The 21,649-nt window shown below is 70.8% G+C and carries 22 protein-coding genes; 10 read left to right on the plus strand and 12 right to left on the minus strand.

The window, feature by feature from the left end; translation table 11 throughout:
• The first annotated feature begins 11 nt into the window (after nucleotides 1-11).
• From ACIPVB_RS13120 to ACIPVB_RS13135, 4 genes are all read left to right on the plus strand, one after another.
• On the plus strand, nucleotides 12-542 hold the full coding sequence (locus ACIPVB_RS13120; RefSeq protein ID WP_400369477.1) for a hypothetical protein: 531 nt from the start codon (nucleotides 12-14) through the stop codon (nucleotides 540-542).
• Nucleotides 539-1,042, plus strand: coding sequence for a hypothetical protein (locus ACIPVB_RS13125; RefSeq protein ID WP_400369479.1), 504 nt, complete (start codon nucleotides 539-541; stop codon nucleotides 1,040-1,042). Before ACIPVB_RS13120 ends, ACIPVB_RS13125 begins: the two co-directional genes overlap by 4 nt.
• Complete coding sequence (locus ACIPVB_RS13130) at nucleotides 1,027-2,235, plus strand: signal peptidase I (RefSeq protein ID WP_400369480.1); 1,209 nt, start codon at nucleotides 1,027-1,029, stop codon at nucleotides 2,233-2,235. Before ACIPVB_RS13125 ends, ACIPVB_RS13130 begins: the two co-directional genes overlap by 16 nt.
• 110 nt (nucleotides 2,236-2,345) lie before the next feature.
• Nucleotides 2,346-2,831 (plus strand): Dps family protein, encoded by a 486-nt coding sequence (locus tag ACIPVB_RS13135; protein ID WP_400369482.1) that lies wholly within the window; start codon nucleotides 2,346-2,348, stop codon nucleotides 2,829-2,831.
• A gap of 143 nt (nucleotides 2,832-2,974) precedes the next feature.
• Here ACIPVB_RS13135 and ACIPVB_RS13140 read toward each other — a convergent pair whose 3' ends face one another.
• From ACIPVB_RS13140 to ACIPVB_RS13155, 4 genes are all read right to left on the minus strand, one after another.
• Nucleotides 2,975-4,468 carry an amidohydrolase gene (locus tag ACIPVB_RS13140; protein WP_400369484.1) on the minus strand — a complete coding sequence of 498 codons (1,494 nt, stop codon included), beginning with the start codon at nucleotides 4,466-4,468 and terminating at the stop codon, nucleotides 2,975-2,977.
• Complete coding sequence (locus ACIPVB_RS13145; RefSeq protein WP_400369486.1) at nucleotides 4,465-5,088, minus strand: FMN-binding negative transcriptional regulator; 624 nt, start codon at nucleotides 5,086-5,088, stop codon at nucleotides 4,465-4,467. Before ACIPVB_RS13145 ends, ACIPVB_RS13140 begins: the two co-directional genes overlap by 4 nt.
• 110 nt (nucleotides 5,089-5,198) lie before the next feature.
• Entirely contained in the window at nucleotides 5,199-6,188 is a 990-nt protein-coding gene (locus tag ACIPVB_RS13150; protein WP_400369488.1) for an Fpg/Nei family DNA glycosylase, read from the minus strand.
• The gene (locus ACIPVB_RS13155; RefSeq protein ID WP_400369489.1) at nucleotides 6,188-6,730 is read right to left on the minus strand and encodes a ribose-5-phosphate isomerase; all 543 of its coding nucleotides are present in this window, start codon (nucleotides 6,728-6,730) and stop codon (nucleotides 6,188-6,190) included. Before ACIPVB_RS13155 ends, ACIPVB_RS13150 begins: the two co-directional genes overlap by 1 nt.
• A 226-nt stretch (nucleotides 6,731-6,956) precedes the next feature.
• Here ACIPVB_RS13155 and ACIPVB_RS13160 point away from each other — a divergent pair, with 226 nt between their 5' ends.
• Nucleotides 6,957-7,727, plus strand: a complete 771-nt coding sequence (locus tag ACIPVB_RS13160; RefSeq protein WP_400369490.1) for a hypothetical protein — start codon at nucleotides 6,957-6,959, stop codon at nucleotides 7,725-7,727.
• A gap of 51 nt (nucleotides 7,728-7,778) precedes the next feature.
• On the opposite strand, the gene ACIPVB_RS13165 is transcribed toward ACIPVB_RS13160, so the two are convergent.
• Nucleotides 7,779-8,966 carry a ferrochelatase gene (locus tag ACIPVB_RS13165; RefSeq protein ID WP_400369492.1) on the minus strand — a complete coding sequence of 396 codons (1,188 nt, stop codon included), beginning with the start codon at nucleotides 8,964-8,966 and terminating at the stop codon, nucleotides 7,779-7,781.
• A gap of 151 nt (nucleotides 8,967-9,117) precedes the next feature.
• Here ACIPVB_RS13165 and pepN point away from each other — a divergent pair, with 151 nt between their 5' ends.
• From pepN to ACIPVB_RS13180, 3 genes are all read left to right on the plus strand, one after another.
• Nucleotides 9,118-11,667 carry an aminopeptidase N gene (pepN, locus tag ACIPVB_RS13170; RefSeq protein ID WP_400369494.1) on the plus strand — a complete coding sequence of 850 codons (2,550 nt, stop codon included), beginning with the start codon at nucleotides 9,118-9,120 and terminating at the stop codon, nucleotides 11,665-11,667.
• 121 nt (nucleotides 11,668-11,788) lie between these two features.
• Nucleotides 11,789-13,024 (plus strand): mechanosensitive ion channel family protein, encoded by a 1,236-nt coding sequence (locus ACIPVB_RS13175; protein WP_400369495.1) that lies wholly within the window; start codon nucleotides 11,789-11,791, stop codon nucleotides 13,022-13,024.
• Nucleotides 13,021-13,470: a globin gene (locus ACIPVB_RS13180; protein ID WP_400369496.1), complete on the plus strand. Its 450-nt coding sequence runs from the start codon at nucleotides 13,021-13,023 to the stop codon at nucleotides 13,468-13,470. The genes ACIPVB_RS13175 and ACIPVB_RS13180 overlap by 4 nt, the downstream gene beginning before the upstream one ends.
• A 21-nt stretch (nucleotides 13,471-13,491) precedes the next feature.
• Here ACIPVB_RS13180 and ACIPVB_RS13185 read toward each other — a convergent pair whose 3' ends face one another.
• Entirely contained in the window at nucleotides 13,492-14,346 is an 855-nt protein-coding gene (locus ACIPVB_RS13185) for a cation-transporting ATPase (RefSeq protein WP_400369497.1), read from the minus strand.
• A gap of 170 nt (nucleotides 14,347-14,516) precedes the next feature.
• Entirely contained in the window at nucleotides 14,517-15,185 is a 669-nt protein-coding gene (locus tag ACIPVB_RS13190) for a hypothetical protein (protein WP_400369498.1), read from the minus strand.
• A gap of 53 nt (nucleotides 15,186-15,238) precedes the next feature.
• Between ACIPVB_RS13190 and ACIPVB_RS13195 the strand changes: the two genes are divergently transcribed.
• A complete protein-coding gene (locus ACIPVB_RS13195) occupies nucleotides 15,239-16,108 on the plus strand; it encodes an acyl-CoA thioesterase (RefSeq protein ID WP_400369499.1) in 870 nt (289 codons plus the stop codon).
• 30 nt (nucleotides 16,109-16,138) lie between these two features.
• Here ACIPVB_RS13195 and ACIPVB_RS13200 read toward each other — a convergent pair whose 3' ends face one another.
• From ACIPVB_RS13200 to ACIPVB_RS13215, 4 genes are all read right to left on the minus strand, one after another.
• Nucleotides 16,139-16,678 (minus strand): acyl-CoA thioesterase, encoded by a 540-nt coding sequence (locus tag ACIPVB_RS13200; protein WP_400369500.1) that lies wholly within the window; start codon nucleotides 16,676-16,678, stop codon nucleotides 16,139-16,141.
• Entirely contained in the window at nucleotides 16,671-18,350 is a 1,680-nt protein-coding gene (ettA, locus tag ACIPVB_RS13205; RefSeq protein ID WP_400369501.1) for an energy-dependent translational throttle protein EttA, read from the minus strand. The genes ACIPVB_RS13200 and ettA overlap by 8 nt, the downstream gene beginning before the upstream one ends.
• Nucleotides 18,351-18,545: 195 nt before the next feature.
• On the minus strand, nucleotides 18,546-19,052 hold the full coding sequence (locus ACIPVB_RS13210; RefSeq protein WP_400369502.1) for a DUF6993 domain-containing protein: 507 nt from the start codon (nucleotides 19,050-19,052) through the stop codon (nucleotides 18,546-18,548).
• A 74-nt stretch (nucleotides 19,053-19,126) separates the two neighbouring features.
• Nucleotides 19,127-19,705, minus strand: a complete 579-nt coding sequence (locus ACIPVB_RS13215; protein WP_400369503.1) for a single-stranded DNA-binding protein — start codon at nucleotides 19,703-19,705, stop codon at nucleotides 19,127-19,129.
• A gap of 204 nt (nucleotides 19,706-19,909) precedes the next feature.
• Here ACIPVB_RS13215 and ACIPVB_RS13220 point away from each other — a divergent pair, with 204 nt between their 5' ends.
• On the plus strand, nucleotides 19,910-20,167 hold the full coding sequence (locus ACIPVB_RS13220) for a hypothetical protein (protein WP_400369504.1): 258 nt from the start codon (nucleotides 19,910-19,912) through the stop codon (nucleotides 20,165-20,167).
• A 7-nt stretch (nucleotides 20,168-20,174) separates the two neighbouring features.
• Here the strand turns inward: ACIPVB_RS13220 and ACIPVB_RS13225 are convergent, their stop codons facing one another.
• A complete protein-coding gene (locus tag ACIPVB_RS13225; protein WP_400369505.1) occupies nucleotides 20,175-21,593 on the minus strand; it encodes a PLP-dependent aminotransferase family protein in 1,419 nt (472 codons plus the stop codon).
• Nucleotides 21,594-21,649: the final 56 nt, after the last annotated feature.

Below are 21,649 nucleotides of genomic sequence, written 5' to 3' on the forward strand. Positions count from 1 at the left end.
CTCGCCCCGCCATGCCGAAGCGCGACAACGGCGTCTCGCGTCGCCTCCGCGGGGCGAGCGTGCTCGCGGCGGTCCTCGTCCTGGGGACGGGGACCGCTGCGGCGCACGCGTACTGGCAGCGAAGCGAGACCCTCGGACCCGGATCGGTCGACTCCGGCGACTTGAACGTCACCGCCGCGTGGCTCGGATCGCCCCCCGCGCCGGCTCCGCTGTATCCCGGACAGTTCCGCGACGTGACGCTGTTGGTGACAGAGACCGGGGCATCCGGAACGACGTTGCGATGGCGGCTCACACCCACTGTGACGCTCCCGATCTCGGCGACCGAGGCGACCTTCGTGCAGACGAGCGTCCACGTGCAGACCTGCGGAACCGGCCCCGTGATCCCGCCCGGCTCCTCCTACGCGCCCTCGGGTGGGTTTCTGCCCGGGGATGCGATCACCCTGTGCGTGCGGTTCACGTTGCGCGCCGATGCGCCGAGCGATCTCGACGATGTCGACCTCGACCCCTCCATCCTCCTCGCCGCCGAACAGGTGCTGTCATGAGGGGCGAAACGCGCCCTCGACGCACCGTGGTGATCGCGGTGCTCGCCGCCGCTGCCCTCGGAATCGTGCCGTCGTCGACTCCGGCTGCGGCGTCGTGGCAGGCATCGACGACGGCGCCCGCGTTCGCGCTGTCCACCGGACTCCTCGTCGCGCCCGTGACGAGATGCGATTCGATCTCCTCGCCCAGGGCCGCTCGCATCTCGTGGCCCCAGGTGGAGGGCGCGACCGCCTACCGCGTCGTCCTCGGCAACACGCAGAACGCGAATACGGCCGTTCTGGCCGAGAACCACCCGGGGCTGTCGTTCGATGTCACGGGCACGCTGTTGCTGACCCTCGTGTCCTCCGTTCTCGGGTCGCTGCTGCTCGGCGGCTCGGTGTACGTCGAGGTGCGAGCCAAGAACAACGCGTGGGTCTCGCCGGCCAGCAATCGACAGAACGTGGTCCTCGCGGGTTCTCTGCGCCAGGCTCTCAGTGGAGGCCTCAAATGCCAGGGAACCTGACCCTGCGCCGAGACCGTCGCACGCAGCCCGCGCCGGCACCTCCCCGCTCGAACGGGACCCGCGCTCGGGCGGTCGTGGGCACCGTCCTGCTCGCCTTCGTCTCGCTCTTCGCGCTGATCACGGTGATCATCCCCCTGCTCATGGGCGCACAGACTTACACGGTCCTGACCGGCAGCATGCAGCCGGGCATGCCCCCGGGGACGCTGATCGCCGTCCGTCAGACAGCGATCGACGACGTCCGCATCGGCGACGTCGTCACGTATCAGATCCGCTCCGGTGATCCGGCGGTCGTCACCCACCGCGTCGTCGGCGCGATCCGCTCCACCGGGGGTGAACGACTCCTCGTCACCCGGGGTGACGCCAACGACACCGATGACCCGCCCGTCCAGCGCGAACAGTTGCGAGGGACGGTCGTGCTCGCGGTGCCATACCTGGGGTATCCCGGTGTCCTCCTCGGCGGCCAGGAGCGCGGCGCCGTCGTCGCCGCGGTGGGGGTGGCCGTCGTGGGGTACGGTCTCGCGCTGTTGATCATCGACCTCCTGCGTTCGCGCCGCGGCCGCGGTGCTCCCGTCGCCGCGATCGCCCTCGCCGTCGCGCTGTCGGGCGGCCCGCTGCTCTGGCCACAACCCGCGGCGGCCGCGGAAGACCCTCCGACCCGCCTCCTGGTGAGCGACGACGGGGTCCGCTTCGTCGCCGGCGGCGAGATCAGCGTCTTCGACCCCGCGGATCGGATCGTCCCCGGCGCTGTGCAGCGCTCGACGCTGTGGATCCGCAACACCAGCACCGACCCCGCACGTGCCGCACTGCGTCTCGAGACCGCGCCGGAGACGGCCGATCGCGCCGACCGCGCCCTGGCGGACGCGATGCGATTGGTCGTGGCGACGGCATCCCTGCCCCCGGGAACCTCCTGGGTCAGCGACGTCATCCCGGCCGGTGGGACGCTGCGCGTCGAGATCGGATTGCAGATGGATGCCGCGGCCGACAACGCGTCGCGCCAGGGGGACGCCCTCGTGACGCCGGTGGTCCTGCTCACCGACGCGACCGCCGGGGGCGCGGGATCGGCCGGGGCGTCGACTGGTGTGCTGCCGTGGACCGGGCTGCGGGAAACCCCGCTCGGTGCCGTCGTCGCCGCCGCCGGAGCGATCGTCGCCGGTGGGCTCCTGCTGCGGACCCGGCGGAGTCGAAGAAGGTGAGGATTGCCTATTCACCAGGTATTTAGCCGAGCCTCAACTTGCTTGCGGAATGCGAGGGCGTGAGTACGGTTGCATTCAACAGACTTCGTTCGCTGCGAGAAGGAGCAGACATGAGCACCGTACACACCCCCGCCGCCACCACGGTCGACCCGACGATGGCCGCCGGCACCGCCCAGTTCCTCTCCCCCGTCGTGATCGGCCTCGAGGCCCTGGTCGTCAACGGCAAGCAGGCGCACTGGCACGTGCGCGGCTCGAACTTCATCGGCGTGCACGAGCTGCTCGACGCGGTCGTCGCGCACGCGCAGGAGTGGTCCGACCTGGCCGCCGAGCGCATCGTCGCCCTGGGTCTTCCCGTCGACTCTCGGCTGTCGACCGTCGCCGCCAAGGCCAAGGCCACCGAGGTGCCCGCCGGCTTCGCGCAGTCCGACGTGATCATCCGTGCCGTCATCGCCGACATCGACGCGGTGCTGGTCGACATCGAGGCGGCGATCGAGGGTCTCGACGAGATCGACATGTCGAGCCAGGACGTCGCGATCGAGATCAAGCGCGGACTCGACAAGGACCGCTGGTTCCTCTTCGCGCACCTCGCGGCCTGAGCACCTGGTTTTTCCAGAGGGGGCGGCGCTTCGGCGTCGCCCCCTCTTCGGTTCCCGCCCCGCGCGGGTCGCCAGGATCTGTCGCCTGAGCGTGCGGGGAGGCGACAGGTTGTGGCGGGTCACGCCGGCAGGAGCGGCAGCGATCAGGCCCCGTGCGTCACCCGGCCCGCGAGCAGCGTCGCCCGCACGGGCATGGACCTCAGCGCCCGCTCGTCGGCGGTCCGCGGATCGACACCGACGATGACGAGGTCGGCCACCGCGCCCGGCGCGATCTCGGCCGCGGCGGTCGACCCACCGGAGGTGGAGGCCGCGATGGCGGTGTCGATGTCGACCCGCTGGTGCGGTTGCCACGGCTCGCGCCCGTCCCGCGTGCGGAACACGGCCGATGCCATCGCGGCCCAGGGGTCCAGAGGCGCCACGGGTGCGTCGGAACCGAAGCGCAGGTTCGCGCCGCTGTCGGCCAGGGCCCGCAGGGGGTAGGGCTGTGCGGACTGCGCCGCCCAGATGGCATCCGTCATGTCGCGGTCGTCCAGGGCATGCTCGGGCTGCACGCTCGCCGCGACCCCGAGCCGGGCGAACCGCGGGATGTCCGCGTGGGCGACGAGCTGGGCGTGCTCGATCGTGCCCACCGCGCCCGTCCGCGCGTACGCATCGAGCGCGTGGCTGTTGGCGACGTCTCCGATCGCGTGGATCGCGCAGTCGAGTCCCGCTGCGGTCGCGCGTGTCATCATGTCGACGAGCTCCTCGGGAGGGACGGTCAGCAGCCCGTGATTGGTCGGGTCACCCGGGTAGGGGTGGCCGCACGCGGCTGTGCGGGTTCCGAGCGAGCCGTCGGTGATCGCCTTCAACGGCCCCACGCGGATGAGGCCGTCGCGCGCCCCGCGCACCGGTTCCCCCGTTCGCAGACCCTCGGCGATGGCACGGTCGAGGTGCTGCGGATAGGTGCCGTACGACACGCGCAGCGCGTCGAAGCCGCGCGCCGCACGGCGCTGCCACGGCTCGTCGTTCCACGTCATGTCGAGGTCGACCAGGCCGACGACCCCGCGCGACGCCGCGGCGCGGGCCATGCGTTCGACGGCCGCGTCCGCGGCATCCGGTGCCACCGCGTTCAAGCGACGGGAGATCTCGAACGCGTCCTCTTCGAGCAGCATCCCGGATGCCGTGGGCACGAACCCCTCACGACGGAAGGCCGCCGCGTTCATCCACACGCTGTGCACGTCCGCGTTCACGAGGTAGGTCGGCACCTCGCCCGTCGTGGCATCCAGGATCTCGAGAGTCGGCTCGTCGGGCCAGAGACCATCGCGGAATCCCACACCGACGCGGCGGCCGTCACTCACCGGTGCCACGGCCATGATCCGGGCGGCGTCGCGCGCGGTCGCGACCTCTCCGAGCGGCACGCGGTCGGCGGCGAGGGCCCACTGCAGTGCGTGCACGTGGTGGTCCCACAGGCCCGGCAGCAGCCATCCGCCCTCCGCTTCGAGGATCGCACCCGTCGGGCGCAGGTTGCCGGTGGGGGCGATGTCGGCGATGGATCCGTCGGCGATGACCAGGTCGACGGGTTCGGTGGTGGGCAGCAGCTCGCGCCCCGGTCCCGCCACCCGCACCGCCCGGACGAATCCGACGTGCTCGCCGATCACGGGCGCACCCGCGCGTCGGCCGCTCGCCGCATCTCGGTGGCGAGGGCGGGATTGTGCGGGTGGAGTCCGGCGATGATCGTCTCGACCACCTCGGGACTCCTGTTCTGGCTCAGCTTGCGCTTGGCGGTGACGCGGGTGGGCGTCAGCCGGAAGCCGACCGTCCCGCGCTCGAGACGTTCGACGAACGCGGTGTCGTTCGGCAGCGTGTACAGACCCCGCGCGTCTTCGTCCCGACCCTCGAACCGGTCGACCAATCGATCGAGCACGCGCAGGTTGTCGTCGGCGGAGAGGAGCTCCGGGATGCCGGACAGATGCGCCGACACGAAGTTCCACGTCGGCACGGCCGGCACGTCGCCGTACCACCGCGGCGTGATGTAGCCGTGGGGGCCCTGCACCACGACGAGTAACTCGCGCTGACCGAGACCGAGGATTGCGTCGTCGGGCTTGCCGACGTGTCCGACGATCGTGAGGTCATCGCGGGAGTCGTCGAGCATGACGGCGTAGTGCGAGGCGACGAGGCCGTCGTCGGTGTGGCTGACGAGCGTCACCCACGGGTTCAGGTCGATGAGACGACGGATCTCACCCACATCGGTCATCGCGAAGCTGGGGTTCTGGCGCACCGGATCAGCCTAGAACGCGGGCGGGTCCTGATCGCGTCGACAGGCTCGGCGACCGCCGCACGACGACGCACGCGTGCCCCGGGCCCGGCTCGAGGACCGGCACCTGCGCCTCACGCCTGACAGCGCGGGCACCAGTACAGCTTGCGACCCGCGGCCTCCTCCATCACGATCGCCGTCCCGCACACCCGACACGGCAGGCCCTCGCGGTGGTACACCCAGTGCCGGTCGGCGCGGCGCGCCATCGCGCGACGGTACGCCGCGGGATCGAGGTCGTCCATCGTCATCATCTGCCCGGTCTCGACGCCGATGGGCAGAAGCCTCGCCCAGTCGCGCCACATCCCCCGCACGACCTCTTCGGGCACGTCGCGGCCGGGGGTATGCGGGTTCTGCCGCGCGCGGAAGAGGATCTCGGCGCGGTAGACGTTGCCGATCCCGCCCAAGACCGCCTGGTCCATCAGCAGCAGGCCGATGGGTGTCGGCTTCTTCTTCACCGTGGCGGTGAAGCGTTCCTCGCCCTCGTCGAGATCGTCGACCAGCGGGTCGGGTCCGAGCTTGTCGATCGTCGCCTGCACCTCGTCGGGTGTCTGCAGCACGCACGCGGTCGGACCCCGCAGGTCCGCGCAGGTGGTCTCGGTCAGCAGACGCAGGCGCACCGCGCCCACCGGCGGCGGCGGCCACTCGGACTGCTCCTCGAGCCCGGTGGTCTGCTCCGACATGCGCACCCGGGAGCGCCGAGGCGCGCCGATCGAGCTCAGCGAGTTCTCGCCCGCGGCATCCATGATCGCCTCGTCGACGACGGTGCCGCGCTGGTTCGTCTGCCCCATGCGACCGTTCGACGACGCGATGGTGGCGTCGACCGACACGTCGCCCGAGAAGTCCCACGCGCCGTACATGCCCAGGTGCACGCGCAGCCACACATCGCCGTCGAAGCGCAGGAACATCTGCTTGGCCACCGCCCGTACCTCGACCGCGTCGCGCCCGTCGATGACCTCGGCCCCCTCGACGAAGCGGCCCTGGGGGCTGGATGCCGCGACTGCGCGGCCCACGATGTTCCGCTCGAACTGCCGGGCGATGCGGTGGACGGAATGCCCCTCGGGCATCAGCCTGCCTCTGGGTCGAACGAATCGCTGGCGTCGGTCATCGTGTTCTCGCCTCGACCAGCGCGGGGGTCGGGGAGCAGGACGCCGTCCTGCTCGAATGCGGCGAGCTGGCCGATCCGGCGCGCGTGGCGCTCCTCGCCCGAGAACGGTGTGGCGAGGAAGCGGTCGATGAAGGCCGCCGCCTCGTCGAACGTGTGCTGACGCGCACCGATCGAGATGACGTTGGCGTCGTTGTGCTCGCGGGCCAGCTCGGCGGTGGAGATGTTCCACACGAGTGCCGCGCGGACGCCGAGCACCTTGTTCGCGGCGATCTGCTCGCCGTTGCCCGAGCCGCCGAACACGACGCCGAGCGCCTCGACACCAGCGGCTTGATCGCGCACGACGGCCTGCGCCGCACGGATGCAGAACGCGGGGTAGTCGTCGAGCGGGTCGTACTCGGCCGGACCGTGATCGACGACCTCGTGCCCCTGCGAGGCGAGGTGATGCTGGATCTGAGTGGAGAATTCGAGACCGGCGTGGTCGGTGCCGAGGTGGATGCGCATGGGGCCAATCCTATTGAGGGCCGCCGACACGGCGGGCGAAGACGACGACGCCCCGTCGGCGCCCTCTTCTCGCTATGCTGCGGTCGACAACGTGGCGGCACGGTCTCGCTCTTCGCGGCCGTCCGCGGAGAAAGGCCCCTCGGTGATCGACACCAACAGTGAACCCTCCTCCCTCTCGACTGCACGGTGGGCGACGGTCGCCTCGCGCCTCGAAGAGAGGGACGCGATGCTCTCCTTCATCGGGCGGACCGTGTCCGTGCCGCTGATGGCGATGGATGCCGCGGTGATCCTCGCCTGCGCCGTGCTCGGCGTCACGGCGGCGGTGGCCGCTGTTGCCCTCCTGCAGTGGTTCGCCCTGGCGGGCGTCGCGGTCTACGCGGCCCTCCGGCTCGTGGGGGCACGACGAGAGGCGGACGCGTACGTCAGCCTGAGCACCGAACCGTCGCTGCCCGTCGCGGCCGCCGAGCGCGACGAGCTGCCGGTGGAGCTGACAGCCCCCTGCGACGCCCGCACTCTCGCCGAGCTCGATGCCGTCATCCGGGGGCTGCACCCTGCCGTGCGCCTGGGCATCCGGTCCTGGTTCGGTTTCGGCTTCTGGGTACTGGCCCTCAGGATGATGATCGCCTCGGTGCTCGCCGCAGCGTCCGCCACGACGACCGCGTTCGCCTCCGCGCTGCTCGCCACCGCAGCGGCATCCTGCGTTCCGGTCGCGGTCTGGGCCGTGGTCGGGTGGGCCAATCAGCGCAACATCGACGCGATGTTCGGCGAAGTCGACGCGGTGATCGAGGAGCGAGTCCTGCCGACAGGGAGCCTTCCCGACGATGCCGCCCTGCGTGTCGACGACGACGGCCGCGCCATCTTGCGCCCCGAACTCCTGACGAGGGGTTTCCGACCGCGCCGACGGACAGCGGTGCGTCCTTCGGTCGTGCCAACCCTCGTGATCACCGCCCTCGTGGTGCTCGGCGGCTACTGGCAGGTCACCGTCTGGGGACTCTGATCGACGACGACGCCGCCCGCGCCACGAGGGGGCGGGCGGCGTCGGGAGCCGTCAGGGGCGCAGACCTGCGGCGACGGGCTTGAAGCCGGCGCGGATGTTCTCGCAGCAACCGGGGCGGCAGACGTCGTACCAGGGCCCCAGGTCGGTCAGGTGCGGACGATCCGTCCGGGGGGTGCCCTTCAGACGCTCCTCGACCAGGTCGATCAAGCCCGACACGTACGCGGGATCGATGCCGGGAGTGGGGGTGCGCACGGCCTTGATCCCGGCTTCTTCGGCGGCTTCCATCGCCTCGGTGTCGAGGTCCCAGAGCACCTCCATGTGGTCGCTGACGAAGCCGAGCGGAACGATGACCACGGCCTCGGCGCCTCGGCCGGGCAGCTCGGCGATGACGTCGTTGACGTCGGGCTCGAGCCACGGCTGTGTGGGCGGGCCGGAGCGGGACTGGTAGACGAGCTCCCATTCCACGTCGGCGATGGCGGCGGCGACCTCGGCCATGACGAACGCGGCGACCGCCTTGTGCTGGGCAGCGTACGCGCCACCCTCTCCGAAGTCGACGTCGCGGGGGCCGGAGCGCTCGGCGTCGGCCGTGGGGATCGAGTGGGTGGAGAAGAGCACGCGGATCTTCTCGGGGGCGATGCCGTCGGCGACGTAGGACGACACGGCCTCGGTCACCCCCGTGACGAAGGTCGAGACGAAGCCGGGGTGGTCGAAGAATTGGCGGACCTTGTCGATCGTGACCGTCTCGCCCAGGCCCGTGGCCTCGAGCACGCGCGCGTAGTCCTCGCGGTACTGGCGGCAGCTCGAGAACGAGCTGTAGGCGCTGGTCGCGATCGCCAGCAGCGTCGTGTCACCCGCCTCGGCCGCCTCGGTCACCGCCTCTTCGAGGTAGGGCTCCCAGTTGCGGTTGCCCCAGTAGACGGGGAGGTTCAGTCCGCGGTGGGCGATCTCGGCCTCGAGAGCGGCTTTGAGCTCGCGGTTGTGCTGGTTGATCGGGCTCACGCCACCGAAGTGACGGTAGTGGTGGGCGACCTCTTCGAGGCGCTCGTCGGGGATGCCGCGTCCGCGCGTCACATTGCGCAGGAACGGGATGACGTCGTCCTGTCCCTCCGGTCCGCCGAAACCGGCGAGGAGGATGCCGTCGTAGGCCACGGGGGTCTCGACCCACTTGGGTCCGGACGCCGCCGCGGGCGAGGCGTAGAGGACGGTCTCAGGGCTGGTGTCCGTATCGGTCGTGCTCACGCACACATCTTCCCACTTGCGCACACAGCCTGGACGGGCGGTATCTCGACACTAGGCTTATGTGGTTGTCGTCGTCGCCGACGACGTCCGTCGTCATCCACGCCGGCTCGTCATCCGCGACGATCCCACCCTCATCCCCGGGAGAACGCCAGTGCCAGGAGAGAACCTGACCCGCATCGAGGCGCAGGAGCGCCGCGCGATCGTCGACACGCACGAGTACCACGTGCAGCTCGACCTGACCCGCGGAGACGAGGTGTTCTCCTCGCGCACGGTCGTCACCTTCGCCGCCACCGAGGGCGCGTCCACCTTCATCGACCTCATCGCTCGCGACGTGCACCGTGTCACGCTCAACGGTCGCCCTCTCGACCCGTCGGCGGTCTTCGCCGACTCGCGCATCGCGCTCGACGCCCTCGCGGCCGAGAACGAGCTCGTCGTCGAGGCGGACTGCGAGTACACGAACACCGGCGAGGGCCTGCACCGTTTCGTCGACCCCGTCGACGGCGAGGTGTACCTGTACTCCCAGTTCGAGGTGCCCGACTCGCGCCGCGTCTTCACCGTCTTCGAGCAGCCCGATCTCAAGGCGGCCTTCACCTTCTCCGTCACCGCGCCCGCGCGATGGAAGGTCGTCTCCAACTCCCCCACCCCCGAGCCGGTGCCCGTGTCCGACGACACCGCCCGTTGGGACTTCCCCGCGACCCCGCGGATCTCCTCGTACATCACCGCGCTCGTCGCCGGCCCCTACGAGGCCACGTACAGCGAGCTCACGAGCGCCGACGGCCGCGTCATCCCGCTCGGAGTCTTCGCCCGCAAGAGCCTGTGGCAGCACCTCGACGCCGACTACGTGTTCGACAAGACCCGCCAGGGCTTCGCGTACTTCGAGGAGAAGTTCGGCTTCCCCTATCCCTTCGCCAAGTACGACCAGCTCTTCGTCCCCGAGTTCAACGCGGGCGCGATGGAGAACGCCGGTGCGGTGACGTTCACCGAGACCTACGTGTTCCGCTCGAAGGTGACGGATGCCGTCAAGGAGCGCCGCGTCGTCACGATCCTGCACGAGCTCGCGCACATGTGGTTCGGCGACCTGGTGACCATGAAGTGGTGGAACGACCTCTGGCTGAACGAGTCGTTCGCGGAGTGGGCGTCGACGATCGCCACCGCCGAGGCCACCGAGTGGGAGGCCGCGTGGACGACCTTCAACGCGATGGAGAAGACCTGGGCCTACCGCCAAGACCAACTGCCCTCGACCCACCCGGTCGTCGCCGAGATCAACGACCTCGAAGACGTGCAGGTGAACTTCGACGGAATCACCTACGCCAAGGGCGGCTCGGTCCTGAAGCAGCTGGCCGCGTGGGTCGGCATCGAGCAGTTCTTCGCCGGCGTGGGTGCGTACTTCCAGAAGCACCAGTGGTCCAACACCGAGGTCGGGGACCTGCTCGCCGAGCTCGAGACCACCAGCGGACGCGACCTGGGCGACTGGGCGAAGAAGTGGCTCGAGACCGCGGGGGTCAACACCCTCACCCCGCTGATCGAAGAGGGGGCCGACGGCACCATCTCGCGTTTCGCGATCGTGCAGACCGCACCCAGCGACTACCCCACAATCCGTCCTCACCGCCTCGGTATCGGCTTCTACTCGCTCAACGACGCCGGAGCGCTCGAGCGCGTGCATCACGTCGAGCTCGACGTCGACGGTGACCGCACCGAGGTCGCCGAACTGCGCGGCATCCGTCGTCCCGACCTCGTGCTGCTCAACGACGACGACCTCGCCTACGCCAAGATCCGCCTCGACGAGCGTTCGCTCGCCACCGCGATCGCGCACCTGGGCGACATCTCCGACCCCCTCGCGCGCTCGCTCGTCTGGGGCGCAGCCTGGGATCAGACACGGGATGCCGAGGCCTCGGCCACGGACTACCTCGACCTCGTGCTGCGCAACATCGGCTCCGAGACCGAGTCGACGACCGTGCGCACGACGTTGGCGCAGCTGCAGCAGGCGGCCAACATGTACGTCGCCCCGGCGACCCGCGACGCCGCACGCGCCCGCGTGGCCGACGGCCTGTGGGAGCTCGCGCAGCACGCTGAGGCGGGCAGCGACAGCCAGCTGCAGTTCGTCACCGCGTTCGCGTCGGCGGCCTCCACCCCGGCGCACGCCGAGACGGTCAAGGCCCTGCGCGACGGGTCGCTGTCGCTCGACGGGCTCGAGATCGACACCGACCTGTCGTGGCAGCTGCTCGTCTCGCTCGCCGCGGCCGGTGTGGTCTCCGCCGCCGACATCGACGAGGCCCGGGCGGCCGACAACACGGCCAAGGGCGGCGAGTTCGCCGCGATGGCCCAGGCGTCGCTGCCCTCGCGCGAGACCAAGCAGCAGGCGTGGGACTCCCTCGTCCAGCGCTCCGACGCCCCGAACACGATCGTGCGCTCGACGGCCGCCGGCTTCACCAACCCGACCACCGTCGGCGTGCTGGCGGACTTCGTCGAGCCGTACTTCGAGATGCTGCTGCCGATCTGGGAATCGCGCAGCTACCAGATCGCCAACTACCTGATCGTCGGTCTCTACCCCGCTGCTCTGGCGAACACCGCGCTGCGCGATGCGACCCGGGCATGGCTGTCGGCGAACAAAGACGCCGCGCCCGCGCTGCGTCGCCTCGTCGGCGAGAACCTCGCCGGTGTCGAGCGCGCCCTGGCCGTGCAGGAGCGCGACGCGCAGTGATCCCGTCCCGATGACGGATGCCCTCTCCCCACCCGGGAGGGGGCATCCGTCGTCGGGAGACCTTTACGGCGATGGCGGGTGTTCAGCCGGCGCCGAGGCACCTCTCGTTAGTCTGAAACGGATGTCTGTCCTCGCCGAAGCCCCCGCACCCTCCCCGTCGCCGACCATCACGTCTCCCGCCGACCTGACCGACCCCGCCAACCTCGGGTGGCTGGGCGGTCAGCTGCTCAGTTTCGGCGGCACCATGCTGAAAGTCCTCGGCGTGATCGTCGGGATCGCCGTCGCCGCGTGGATCCTGCGCGTGATCATCCGCCGCGTGGTGGACCGCATCGTCAACGGCGCCAAGAGCAAGGCGCGTGTCGACGACACCCAGGCGCTCGATCGCTCGCCGCTCAGCGCGGTGCGTCTGGTGCAGAGGACCCGCACGCTCGGCACGATCCTGCAGAACATCGTCAACGTGGTGCTCGTCATCGTCGCCCTCGTCTGGGTGGCCTCGATCGTGGCGCCCGACGCTCTGGCATCCTTGACCCTGCTCACTGCGGCGGTCGGCGCCGGCCTGGGCTTCGGCGCCCAGAACATCGTCAAGGACGTCCTGAACGGCATCTTCATCGTCGCCGAGGATCAGATCGGCATCGGCGACGTCGTCGATCTGGGATTGGCGACGGGCATCGTGGAGTTCGTCAGCGTGCGCATCACGCACGTTCGCGACGTCAACGGCACGCTCTGGTACGTCCGCAACGGCGAGATCACACGCATCGGCAACATGTCGCAGGGGTGGTCGCGGGTCATCATCGACCTGGCCGTGCCCACCGACGCCGACATCGCCGACGTCGAGAAGGCGATGCTCGCGGCCGCCAAGACGATGGCGAAAGAGACCAAGTGGCGCTCCCGCATCCTCGAACAGCCCGAGATCTGGGGCCTGGAATCGATCAGCGGAGATGCCATCGTCATCCGTCTGGTCATGAAGACACGATCGAGCGCGAAGGACGACGTGGCCCGCGAGCTGCGCGCCCGTCTCAAGCGCGCCATCGACGACCTGGGCATCGCCTTGCCGCACCTCAACTCGATCGTGCTGACCGGGGCCGAGGGCGCGCAGAGCATCCGGGGGGCCAACCCCCCGCAGACGAAAGAGACGGTGCTGCCCGCCGGGGGCGAGCGCCCCGTGTGGCGACCGCGTCGTCGACCGAAGCCCTCGGCCCCGACGGCGTCCGAGTCGCCCGAGGACGAGCCCCTCGAGCCGGTGAAGAAGAAGCCCGTGCGGGACGCGGCCCCCACCACCACGGTCGATCTGCCCGGCGCCGACACCCCGAAACCCACTCCGCCCGCCGTCCGCGCCGACGAGGAGGACCGCTCATGAGCGAGCCGGTGAGTTTCTACGATCAGGTCGGCGGCATGGACACCTTCCGTCGCCTCGTCGACGCGTTCTACCGGGGCGTCGCCTCCGACGAGGTGCTCAAGCCCATGTACCCCGAAGAGGACCTGGGCCCCGCCGCCGAGCGGCTGACGCTCTTCCTCGCCCAGTACTGGGGTGGGCCGACCATCTACGGCGAGACGCGCGGACACCCCCGCCTGCGCATGCGGCACATGCCCTTCCACGTCGATCCCGATGCGCGCGACCGGTGGCTCTCGCACATGCGGGCCGCCGTCGACGAGATCGCGCTCCCGCCGGCGTTCGAGGCGCCCCTGTGGGACTACCTCGAGCGCGCGGCGTACGCGATGGTCAACACGTTCCAGCCGCGCGGGATCGGCCCGCAGCAGGATGGCCGGCCCGACACGGGGCTCCCCCTGCGTTCGGCGGAGTGAGCCGTCCCGGGCCGGCCGAGCTCAACGTCCCAGGAAGTCGCCGAACCCCGGGATGTCGAAGTTCGACAACTGCTCGCCGAACCCGCTGACCTGGTCGCCGACGCCCGACACCGCGTCCTGCGCACCCCCGGCCCACTCGCCGGCGGCTCCGAGGTCCACGCCCGAGGCGAGCGACTCCAGATCGACACCGGATGCCATCGCCTCCAGGTCCACTCCCTCGGCGAGTCCCGCGAAGTCCACGCCCATCTGACCGGCCTGGGCCAGCAACGGTCCGGCCACGGCGCTGACGACGGCCCCACCGGCCACGGCGGCCAGCAGACCGCCCGCCCCGACCACGCCGGCGCCGACGAGTCCGGTCCTGCCGGCTCGTGCGAACACCTGCGACAGCCGGCCGGGGCGCGCGGCCTCGGCCCGAGCCGCGGTCCGCGCCAGGTCGTCGGGAGCGTCGGAGCGCGGGCGCTCGTGCGCCGAGAACTCGGCATCCATCCGCTCCTTCACGTGCGCACGCTGCGCCGGAGTCAGGCGCGAGAAGGCCTCTCGGTGCATCTGCTCGACTCGGTCGGGGTCGGCCGTGCGCAGCAGGTAGTCGTAGCGGGCGATCGCCGCGCGGTCCTCGGCGGACACAGGGGTCCGGCCGGCGGCGGTCGGCGGGGTGTACCGGCCCGAGGAGGCGGGCGGGGCGAACCGGCCCGACGGCGCACCGGGGTGCCGCGGCGGGGCCGTCTCATCGCGACGGTCGCCGGTCACCGCGTCGGCGGCGGAGCGGACGACGTCGCGCCAATCGCGACCCCCGCCCGAGGGGTTCGCGCCCTTCGACGACGACGCCTTGTCGACGGCCTTGGATGCCAGGGAGATGAGACGGGACAGGTTGACCATGATGAGACCTCACGACGGGCGGCACGCGGCCGCGACGTCAAGGTCTCCTCCGCCCCGCGGGACCGGCGTACCCGGAGCCCAACCGTGGACTCGTACTGACGGATACGTCGCTTCGGGAGTACTCCCCTTGCTGGCCTCATCGTAGAAAGGCCACCTGTGCGTGCGCTGTACTAGCCGCCGGTCGTCCGCACGGCCGTGAGGCCCGAACGCACCGGGCCGCGCACCAGCACGTGCCCCCGGGCCAGGCTCACCCGCGTCCACGCCCCGCTGCGACGCACCGGCGCCTCTTCGGAGCCCGCGATGAAACCGAGGGCGAACGCGGCGAACGCCGTTCCCAGCGGCAGCCCGCCCAGGGCCTCGTCCGGCTGACCCCACACCTGCGCGCGGATGACGCGCACCACGTCCTCCCCCGCGTCGGACGGCAGAGCGTCGGCGACCGCCGCGACCCCGTACTGGGCTCGGGATGCCAGGACGGAGGCGTCGATGGCATCCGTCTGCTCCCATCCGGTTCGCGGAGGGGCGATGCCCGCCCACGCGGGCAGCGAGGCGACGTCCGGCAGGACCACTGCGGTGGCATCGTCCGGCGCGGGAAGGAGGGATGCCGCGTCGACCACCAGATCGCACTCGAGCTCGGGATCGATCGCCGACGCGCGCAGCCCCAGCACCGTCGGCGTCGTGTCGAGCAGACCCCGCGGGGCGAGGGGGGCGGCGGTCGACACCAGCACGCCCGCGTCGGCCCGGAGGCGGACGGCGCCGTCGCCGAGCCGGATGGCACGGGAGGCGAAGGTGAGCAGGTCGGCTGCCGCCTGCGGATCGGGGAACAACAGGCGCGCGGACACCCGCTCTAAACTAGCAAGCGGTGCGCGCTCGGCGTACCGGAACGGGAGTCCGCATGTCCGACGCCGTCGATCCTGTGGCGTCGCTGCTCGCGGTCCTCGACCTCCGCGACGCCGGGGCACGCACCACCGAGGACATCTTCACGGGGGTGTCGCAGCCGATGCCGTTCGGCCGTGTCTACGGGGGGCAGGTGCTCGCGCAGTCGATCGTCGCGGCGTCGCGGACGCTTCCGCCCGAGCGCACCGTGCACTCGATGCACGGGTACTTCCTGCGTCCGGGCGACCCGGCGGACGGCATCACCTTCTCGGTCGACCGCATCCACGACGGGCGATCGTTCTCGACGCGGCGTACGCAGGCCTTCCAGGGTGGGGTGCCCATCTTCTCGATGATCGCGTCGTTCCAGGACGACGATCCCGGCTTCGAGCACGCCGAGCCGATGCCCGAGGGCATTCCTCGGCCCGAAGAACTGACGCCGTTCGATCCCGACGGTCTGCACCCGCTCAGCCGGCGGATGTTCTCGGAGCGTCCGGTCGACGTGCTGCACGTGCCCTCGCCGGTGTACACCTCTGTCGAGGGGCCGCTCGTGCCCCGGCAAGCGGTGTGGATGCGGGTCAGCCGTCCTCTCCCCGACGACCCGGCCGTGCACCGCGCTGCCCTGGCCTACCTGAGCGACCTGACGATCCAAGAGACGATCCTGCGCGCCCACGGCGTCGCATGGAACGCCCCGGGGCTGAAGGTCGCGAGCCTGGACCACGCGATGTGGTGGCATCGCCCGGGACGCGTGGACGACTGGCTGCTCTACGTCCAGGAGTCGCCGAACGCCCGGGGCGGCCGCGGACTGTCGACGGGTCGTATCTACACGCGCACGGGCGTTCTGGTCGCCAGCGTCGCGCAAGAGGTCATGGTGCGGCTGCCCCGCGACTGATCACGGGATGCCGCTCACCTCGCGTACGGCTCAGCTGCGGGCGGTGCGGCGACGGTACTCGATGGGGTCGCCCACGTAGGGGGCCCAGGCGCGGCGCTCGGTGTCGCTCCAGCGGATCGGGCGGCCGCTCGCGGTGTCGACCAGCACGACCACCGCCGTCGCTCGCGCGTACAGCGTCGGCTCCACGTCGCCGACGGGGCTGAACACCTCGAAGCAGATGTCGGCACTGGAGCCGCCCATCGCGCCGATCCACATGCGCACGTCGAGCGGACGCTGGCTGTAGGGCACCGGGCGGAGGTACTCGATCTCTTGCCGGGCGATGAGCGTGGCGCGTTCGCCGCCGCTCTCGAGGACGCTCATGTCGAACACGGCGGTCGGCAGGGCCTCGCCGTCGTGGTCTCCCCGCCAGAACGCCCGGAGGCGCGCCTCTTCGAGCAGCTTGAGCATCGAGGTGTTGTTGACGTGGCCGAGCGCGTCGAGGTCGCCCCACCGCAGGTGGATGGGAACGTGCAGCCGCTCGGGCTCCGCTGCAGCGGAGCCCGAGCCGATGGTCGCGTCCGCGTCAGTCACGCGTGAGCTTGCGGTAGGTCGAGCGGGCGGGGTTGGCGGCATCCGCTCCGAGACGCTCCACCTTGTTCGCCTCGTAGGCCTCGAAGTTGCCCTCGAACCAGTGCCACTGGTCGGGGTTCTCGTCGGTTCCCTCGTAGGCGAGGATGTGCGTCGCGATGCGGTCGAGGAACCACCGGTCGTGCGTGATGACCACGGCGCAACCGGGGAATTCGAGCAGCGCGTTCTCGAGCGAGCTCAGCGTCTCGACGTCGAGGTCGTTGGTCGGCTCGTCGAGGAGCAGCAGGTTGCCGCCCTCCTTCAGCGTGAGGGCGAGGTTGAGGCGGTTGCGCTCTCCACCCGAGAGCACTCCGGCCTTCTTCTGCTGGTCGGGACCCTTGAAGCCGAACTTCGACACGTAGGCGCGTGAGGGGATCTCGGTCTTGCCGACCGTGATGATGTCGAGACCGTCGGACACGACCTCCCACAGCGTCTTCTCGGGATCGATGTTCGCGCGCGACTGGTCGACGTAGCTGATCTTGACGGTCTCGCCGATCTTCAGCGTGCCACCGTCGAGGGGCTCGAGACCGACGATCGTCTTGAACAGCGTGGTCTTTCCGACACCGTTGGGGCCGATGACGCCGACGATGCCGTTCGGGGGCAGGTTGAAGCTGAGGTTGCTGATCAGCGAGCGATCGCCGAAGCTCTTCTCGAGCTTCTTGGCGTCGATGACGATGCTGCCCAGGCGCGGACCGGCGGGGATCTGGATCTCGTCGAAGTCCAACTTGCGCGTGCGCTCGGCCTCGGCCGCCATCTCTTCGTAGCGGGCGAGGCGCGCCTTCGACTTGACCTGGCGCCCCTTCGCGTTCGAGCGGACCCACTCGAGCTCTTCCTTCAGGCGCTTGGCCAGCTTGGCGTCCTTCTTGCCCTGGACGTCGAGGCGCTGCCCCTTCTTCTCGAGGTAGGTCGAGTAGTTGCCCTCGTAGGGGTAGAGGTGGCCGCGGTCGACCTCGGCGATCCACTCCGCGACGTTGTCGAGGAAGTACCGGTCGTGGGTGATGGCGATGACGGCGCCCTTGTAGGCCTTGAGGTGCTGCTCGAGCCAGAGCACGCTCTCGGCGTCGAGGTGGTTGGTGGGCTCGTCGAGCAGCAGCAGGTCGGGCTTCTGCAGCAGCAGCTTGGCCAGGGCGACGCGTCGACGCTCACCACCCGAGAGCGGCACGACCGAGGCGTCGGCGGGAGGGGTGCGCAGGGCGTCCATCGCCTGCTCGAGCTGGGAGTCGAGATCCCATCCGTCGGCGGCGTCGATCTCTTCCTGCAACGTGCCCATCTCGGCCAACAGCGCGTCGAAGTCGGCGTCGGGGTCGGCCATCAGGGCCGAGATCTCGTTGAAACGGTCGAGCTTGGGCTTGATCGCGACGCCGTCCTGGATGTTCTCGAGGACGGTCTTGCTGTCGTCGAGTTCGGGCTCCTGCATCAGGATGCCGACGGTGAAGCCCGGGCTGAGCCGCGCCTCGCCGTTGGAGGGGTTGTCGAGTCCGGCCATGATCTTGAGGATCGTGGACTTACCGGCGCCGTTGGGACCGACCATGCCGATCTTCGCGCCGGGCAGGAACGACATCGTGACGTCGTCGAGGATCAGCTTGTCGCCCACGGCCTTGCGCGCGCGGACCATGGAGTAGATGTACTCAGCCACCGAGGTGTACCACCTTCGAGATTCGGGGATCGGGCCGTCTCGCACCGGGACGCACCGCCGGTGCCGCGGCGGGGTGCTGGTCGAGCGGAAGTCGAGTCGATCCTATCAACCGAGCCGTGCGGGCCCGCGAAGACGCCGCCTCGTTCGTCCGGCAGTCGCCCGTCCGGGCGCTCGCGAGACGAGGGGCCGCGGTCGTCACCAGTCGATCGGTCGGGTCTGTCCGATCAGGCAGCCGCCCGACGACAGCCCGGGCAGCACCGTCGTGACGGGGTCGCCGATCGAGGGCCCGACCTGTCCGACGAGGCAATCCTCCTCCAGGCGCACCGAGAACTCGATGCTCTCGGCGGCATTGCCGATCGTGGAGTAGTCGGCGGTGACCTGCATGGCCGTCTTGTCGAACCCGGCGGCGGCGAGGGCGTCGACGTAGGCCCGGCCGGACACCTGGTCCGGACCCGACCAGACCCCCGCGACGACCTGGGAGAAGAACGGGAGGTTGTCCTCAGCGCTGCCGTCGGGGACGAGCGCGGGAGCGGCGGGGCCGGCGGAAGAGGATGCCGCAGCGCTCGGCGACTGCACCTCCGGCGCCGGCTGGTCCGTCGATGCGGACGGTGCCGGGACCGGCGACTCGCTCGTGCAGCCGGCGAGGCCCAGAACGGCCGCGAGGGCGAGCACGGCGAGGGGACGACCGATGGCGCGAGTCACGGGTCGAGTCTACGAAACGCGACGGGCGGTCTCGAACCGGACCGGCGCGGAGCCGGTCGCCCCCACGGGACTGCTCAGAACGGGCCGTCCTCGGTCGGGGTCCCCGCGCCGACCTCGACGACGGGTCGGACGTGCTCGCCGTCCGCTGCGGTGTCGTCACCCGTGTCCCCCGCGGAGCGTGCGGACGACACCGCCGGCGCGCCCGGTACGGCCCATCCGTCCGTCCCGACGGTCGTCGGCTCGGCCGTGGGGTCCGAAGCCTCGGAATCGGAGCGGTCGCGCCCCTCGTCGCCGGCGCGGGCCGCCCGGGTGAACCGCGTCGTCCCCCACCGCAGATCGTGTCCGATCGCTTCGGCGACGACGTCGGCGCTCACGCCGCGCGCGGTCTCGTTCTCCCATTCGCGCAGCCGCAGCCGCCCGTTCAGGACGACCCGTTCGCCCTTGCGCAACGAGCGCAGCGCGTTGGCGCCGAGCTCGCCGAAGGCCGAGACGGAGTAGAAGCTGGTGTGCCCGTCGACCCACTCGCTGCGCTCCCGGTCGAATCGGCGCTCGCCCACGGCGAGACGGAATGCGGCGACGGGACCCCCGCCGCGCGTGGAGCGCTGTTCGAGTTCTCCGACGATGTTGCCCACGAGGCTGATGTGGTCGCTCATGTGTGTGTCCTCTCGATGTGATGTGTGCTCCGGCACCCGTGTGCCCGACGGATGCCGGAGCCACGCCCAGACTGACCGCCCGCGCCGAGCCGCACGGGCCCGTCGGACGAGATCGGGGGACGGTTCGCCGCTTCTGCGACATGGGGAGGAGGCCGGGTCGAAGCGGCCGCGGTCGATGTCGGAGGTCGGTCGTACGGTCGTCGCATGCACACCGCACTGTGGAACGACCCCGCACCGGCTCCGCGCTCGCTCGGATGGGGCGCGGCGACGCACGTCGCCGCGGGTCTGTGGCGCATCGCCGACCCGCGTGGGATCGTGGTGGGCCATATCCGCGCGATCTCGGCCGACGGCGGGTGGCGTTACGCCGCCGAACGATTCCACACCGCGTCCGGCGGCTTCCGTCGCCTCGGAGAGTTCTGGTCGTCCTCCGACGCCCTCGAGTGCCTGAGGTATGCGCGCTGAGGCCGGCTCACACCACCGTGGCGAAGTCGTCGCGGGCGGCCGCGGTCCCCCCGCCGCGCACGTCGTCCCAGGCCGCACGCAGGATCGCGACCGCGCGCTCGAGCGTCGCGGGCGGCGCGGTGAACGGCACCCGCAGGCGCCGGTCGTGTCCCCCTTCGACCGCGAAACGCGAGCCCGCCGACAGCGCGACGCCCCGCGCGCGGGCGTTCATGACCAGCGGAGTGCTCAACGGCTCGCCCAGCCCGACCCACAGCGACACACCGCCCGACACGTCCGGAACCTCCCACTCGGGCACGGCGGCGCGCAACGCCCGGACGACGGCGTCACGACCGGCGCGCAGCAGGTCGCCGCGCTGGCGGGCGATCTCATCCAGCCGCGGGACGAGCCGCATCGCGATGGCTTGCTCCAGCTCGGGCGTGCCCAGGTCGTGCACCGGTCGCCCGGCCGCGAGGCGCCGCACGATGTCGGGGGCGGCACGCACCCACCCGACGCGCAGCCCGCCCCATACGGTCTTGCCGAGCGATCCGATCCGGATGACGCGCTCGTCGTCGGGGAACGCCGCCGAACCACCCGCCCGGTCGATGTCGAGTTGCGCGGTGGTCTCGTCCAAGACGAGCAGGGTCCCCACCGCGCGGGCGGCCGTGACGAAGGCCTCGACCTCCGCCGCGGTCATCGTGCGCCCGGTCGGGTTGTGGAAGTCGGGCATCAGGTACGCGAGCGAGGGCACCGCCCGTGCGAAGCTCTGCTCGGCGCGAGTCAGATCCCACCCGGTGTCCGACGCCACCGGCACACCGATCAGCCGCGCGCCGACGCGGCGGAACGCGTCCGCGGCGTGCGGGTAGGTCGGCGTCTCGAGCAGCACTCGATCCGCCCGTCCGAGCAGGACGGATGCGATCAGGTGGATCGCACTCTGCGCGCCCGTCGTCACCAGCACCTGATCGGGCGATGTCGGCAGACCGCGGGCCCGGTAGTGCGCGGCGATCTCGGACCGCAGCCCCGCATCGCCCACCACGTCGTAACCGATCCGCGCCACGAGCGCCGGGGCCTCCTGCACGACCTCGGCGATCACGGCCGGCAGACCGGGCCAGGCCGCGGGGCTGGCCTGCTGCAGGTCGATCGCGGCGTCGTCGATCTCGTGGCGACCGGGGTCCGTGCGCCGCAGCGGCAGGGTGACGCTTCCGCTCCCGCGCAGACTCTCAATGTGACGCGTCTCGCGCAGACTGCGATAGGCGGCCGCCACCGTGGTGCGACTGAGCGACAGAGCCGCGGCGAGCTCGCGCTCCGCGGGCAGAGCGGTCGAGGGGGCGAGCCGGTTGTCGAGGCAGAGCAGACGGATGCCGTCGGCCAGAGCCTCGTAGGCGGATCCGCTCCCCCGCCATCCACCGAGGGCCGCGGCGAGGGCCCGGGCGGAGATTCGCGAGTCCATGGGTCCACATTAGGACAATTGGCATCCAGCCATACAGCCAATTAAGTGGTGGGATT

The organism is Microbacterium sp. NPDC090007 (assembly GCF_044748345.1).
Classification (GTDB): Bacteria; Actinomycetota; Actinomycetes; order Actinomycetales; family Microbacteriaceae; genus Microbacterium.

Excerpts from the sequence above, each read along its gene's own strand:
- ACIPVB_RS13215 (WP_400369503.1), bottom strand. The coding sequence starts at position 19,705 with ATGAGCGACCACATCAGCCTCGTGGGCAACATCGTCGGAGAACTCGAA.
- ACIPVB_RS13150 (WP_400369488.1), bottom strand. The coding sequence starts at position 6,188 with ATGCCCGAGGGGCATTCCGTCCACCGCATCGCCCGGCAGTTCGAGCGG.
- ACIPVB_RS13180 (WP_400369496.1), top strand. The coding sequence starts at position 13,021 with ATGAGCGAGCCGGTGAGTTTCTACGATCAGGTCGGCGGCATGGACACC.
- ACIPVB_RS13195 (WP_400369499.1), top strand. The coding sequence starts at position 15,239 with ATGTCCGACGCCGTCGATCCTGTGGCGTCGCTGCTCGCGGTCCTCGAC.
- ACIPVB_RS13125 (WP_400369479.1), top strand. The coding sequence starts at position 539 with ATGAGGGGCGAAACGCGCCCTCGACGCACCGTGGTGATCGCGGTGCTC.
- ACIPVB_RS13135 (WP_400369482.1), top strand. The coding sequence starts at position 2,346 with ATGAGCACCGTACACACCCCCGCCGCCACCACGGTCGACCCGACGATG.
- ACIPVB_RS13155 (WP_400369489.1), bottom strand. The coding sequence starts at position 6,730 with ATGCGCATCCACCTCGGCACCGACCACGCCGGTCTCGAATTCTCCACT.
- ACIPVB_RS13175 (WP_400369495.1), top strand. The coding sequence starts at position 11,789 with ATGTCTGTCCTCGCCGAAGCCCCCGCACCCTCCCCGTCGCCGACCATC.
- ACIPVB_RS13160 (WP_400369490.1), top strand. The coding sequence starts at position 6,957 with ATGCTCTCCTTCATCGGGCGGACCGTGTCCGTGCCGCTGATGGCGATG.
- ACIPVB_RS13185 (WP_400369497.1), bottom strand. The coding sequence starts at position 14,346 with ATGGTCAACCTGTCCCGTCTCATCTCCCTGGCATCCAAGGCCGTCGAC.
- ACIPVB_RS13220 (WP_400369504.1), top strand. The coding sequence starts at position 19,910 with ATGCACACCGCACTGTGGAACGACCCCGCACCGGCTCCGCGCTCGCTC.
- ACIPVB_RS13120 (WP_400369477.1), top strand. The coding sequence starts at position 12 with ATGCCGAAGCGCGACAACGGCGTCTCGCGTCGCCTCCGCGGGGCGAGC.
- ACIPVB_RS13225 (WP_400369505.1), bottom strand. The coding sequence starts at position 21,593 with ATGGACTCGCGAATCTCCGCCCGGGCCCTCGCCGCGGCCCTCGGTGGA.
- ACIPVB_RS13130 (WP_400369480.1), top strand. The coding sequence starts at position 1,027 with ATGCCAGGGAACCTGACCCTGCGCCGAGACCGTCGCACGCAGCCCGCG.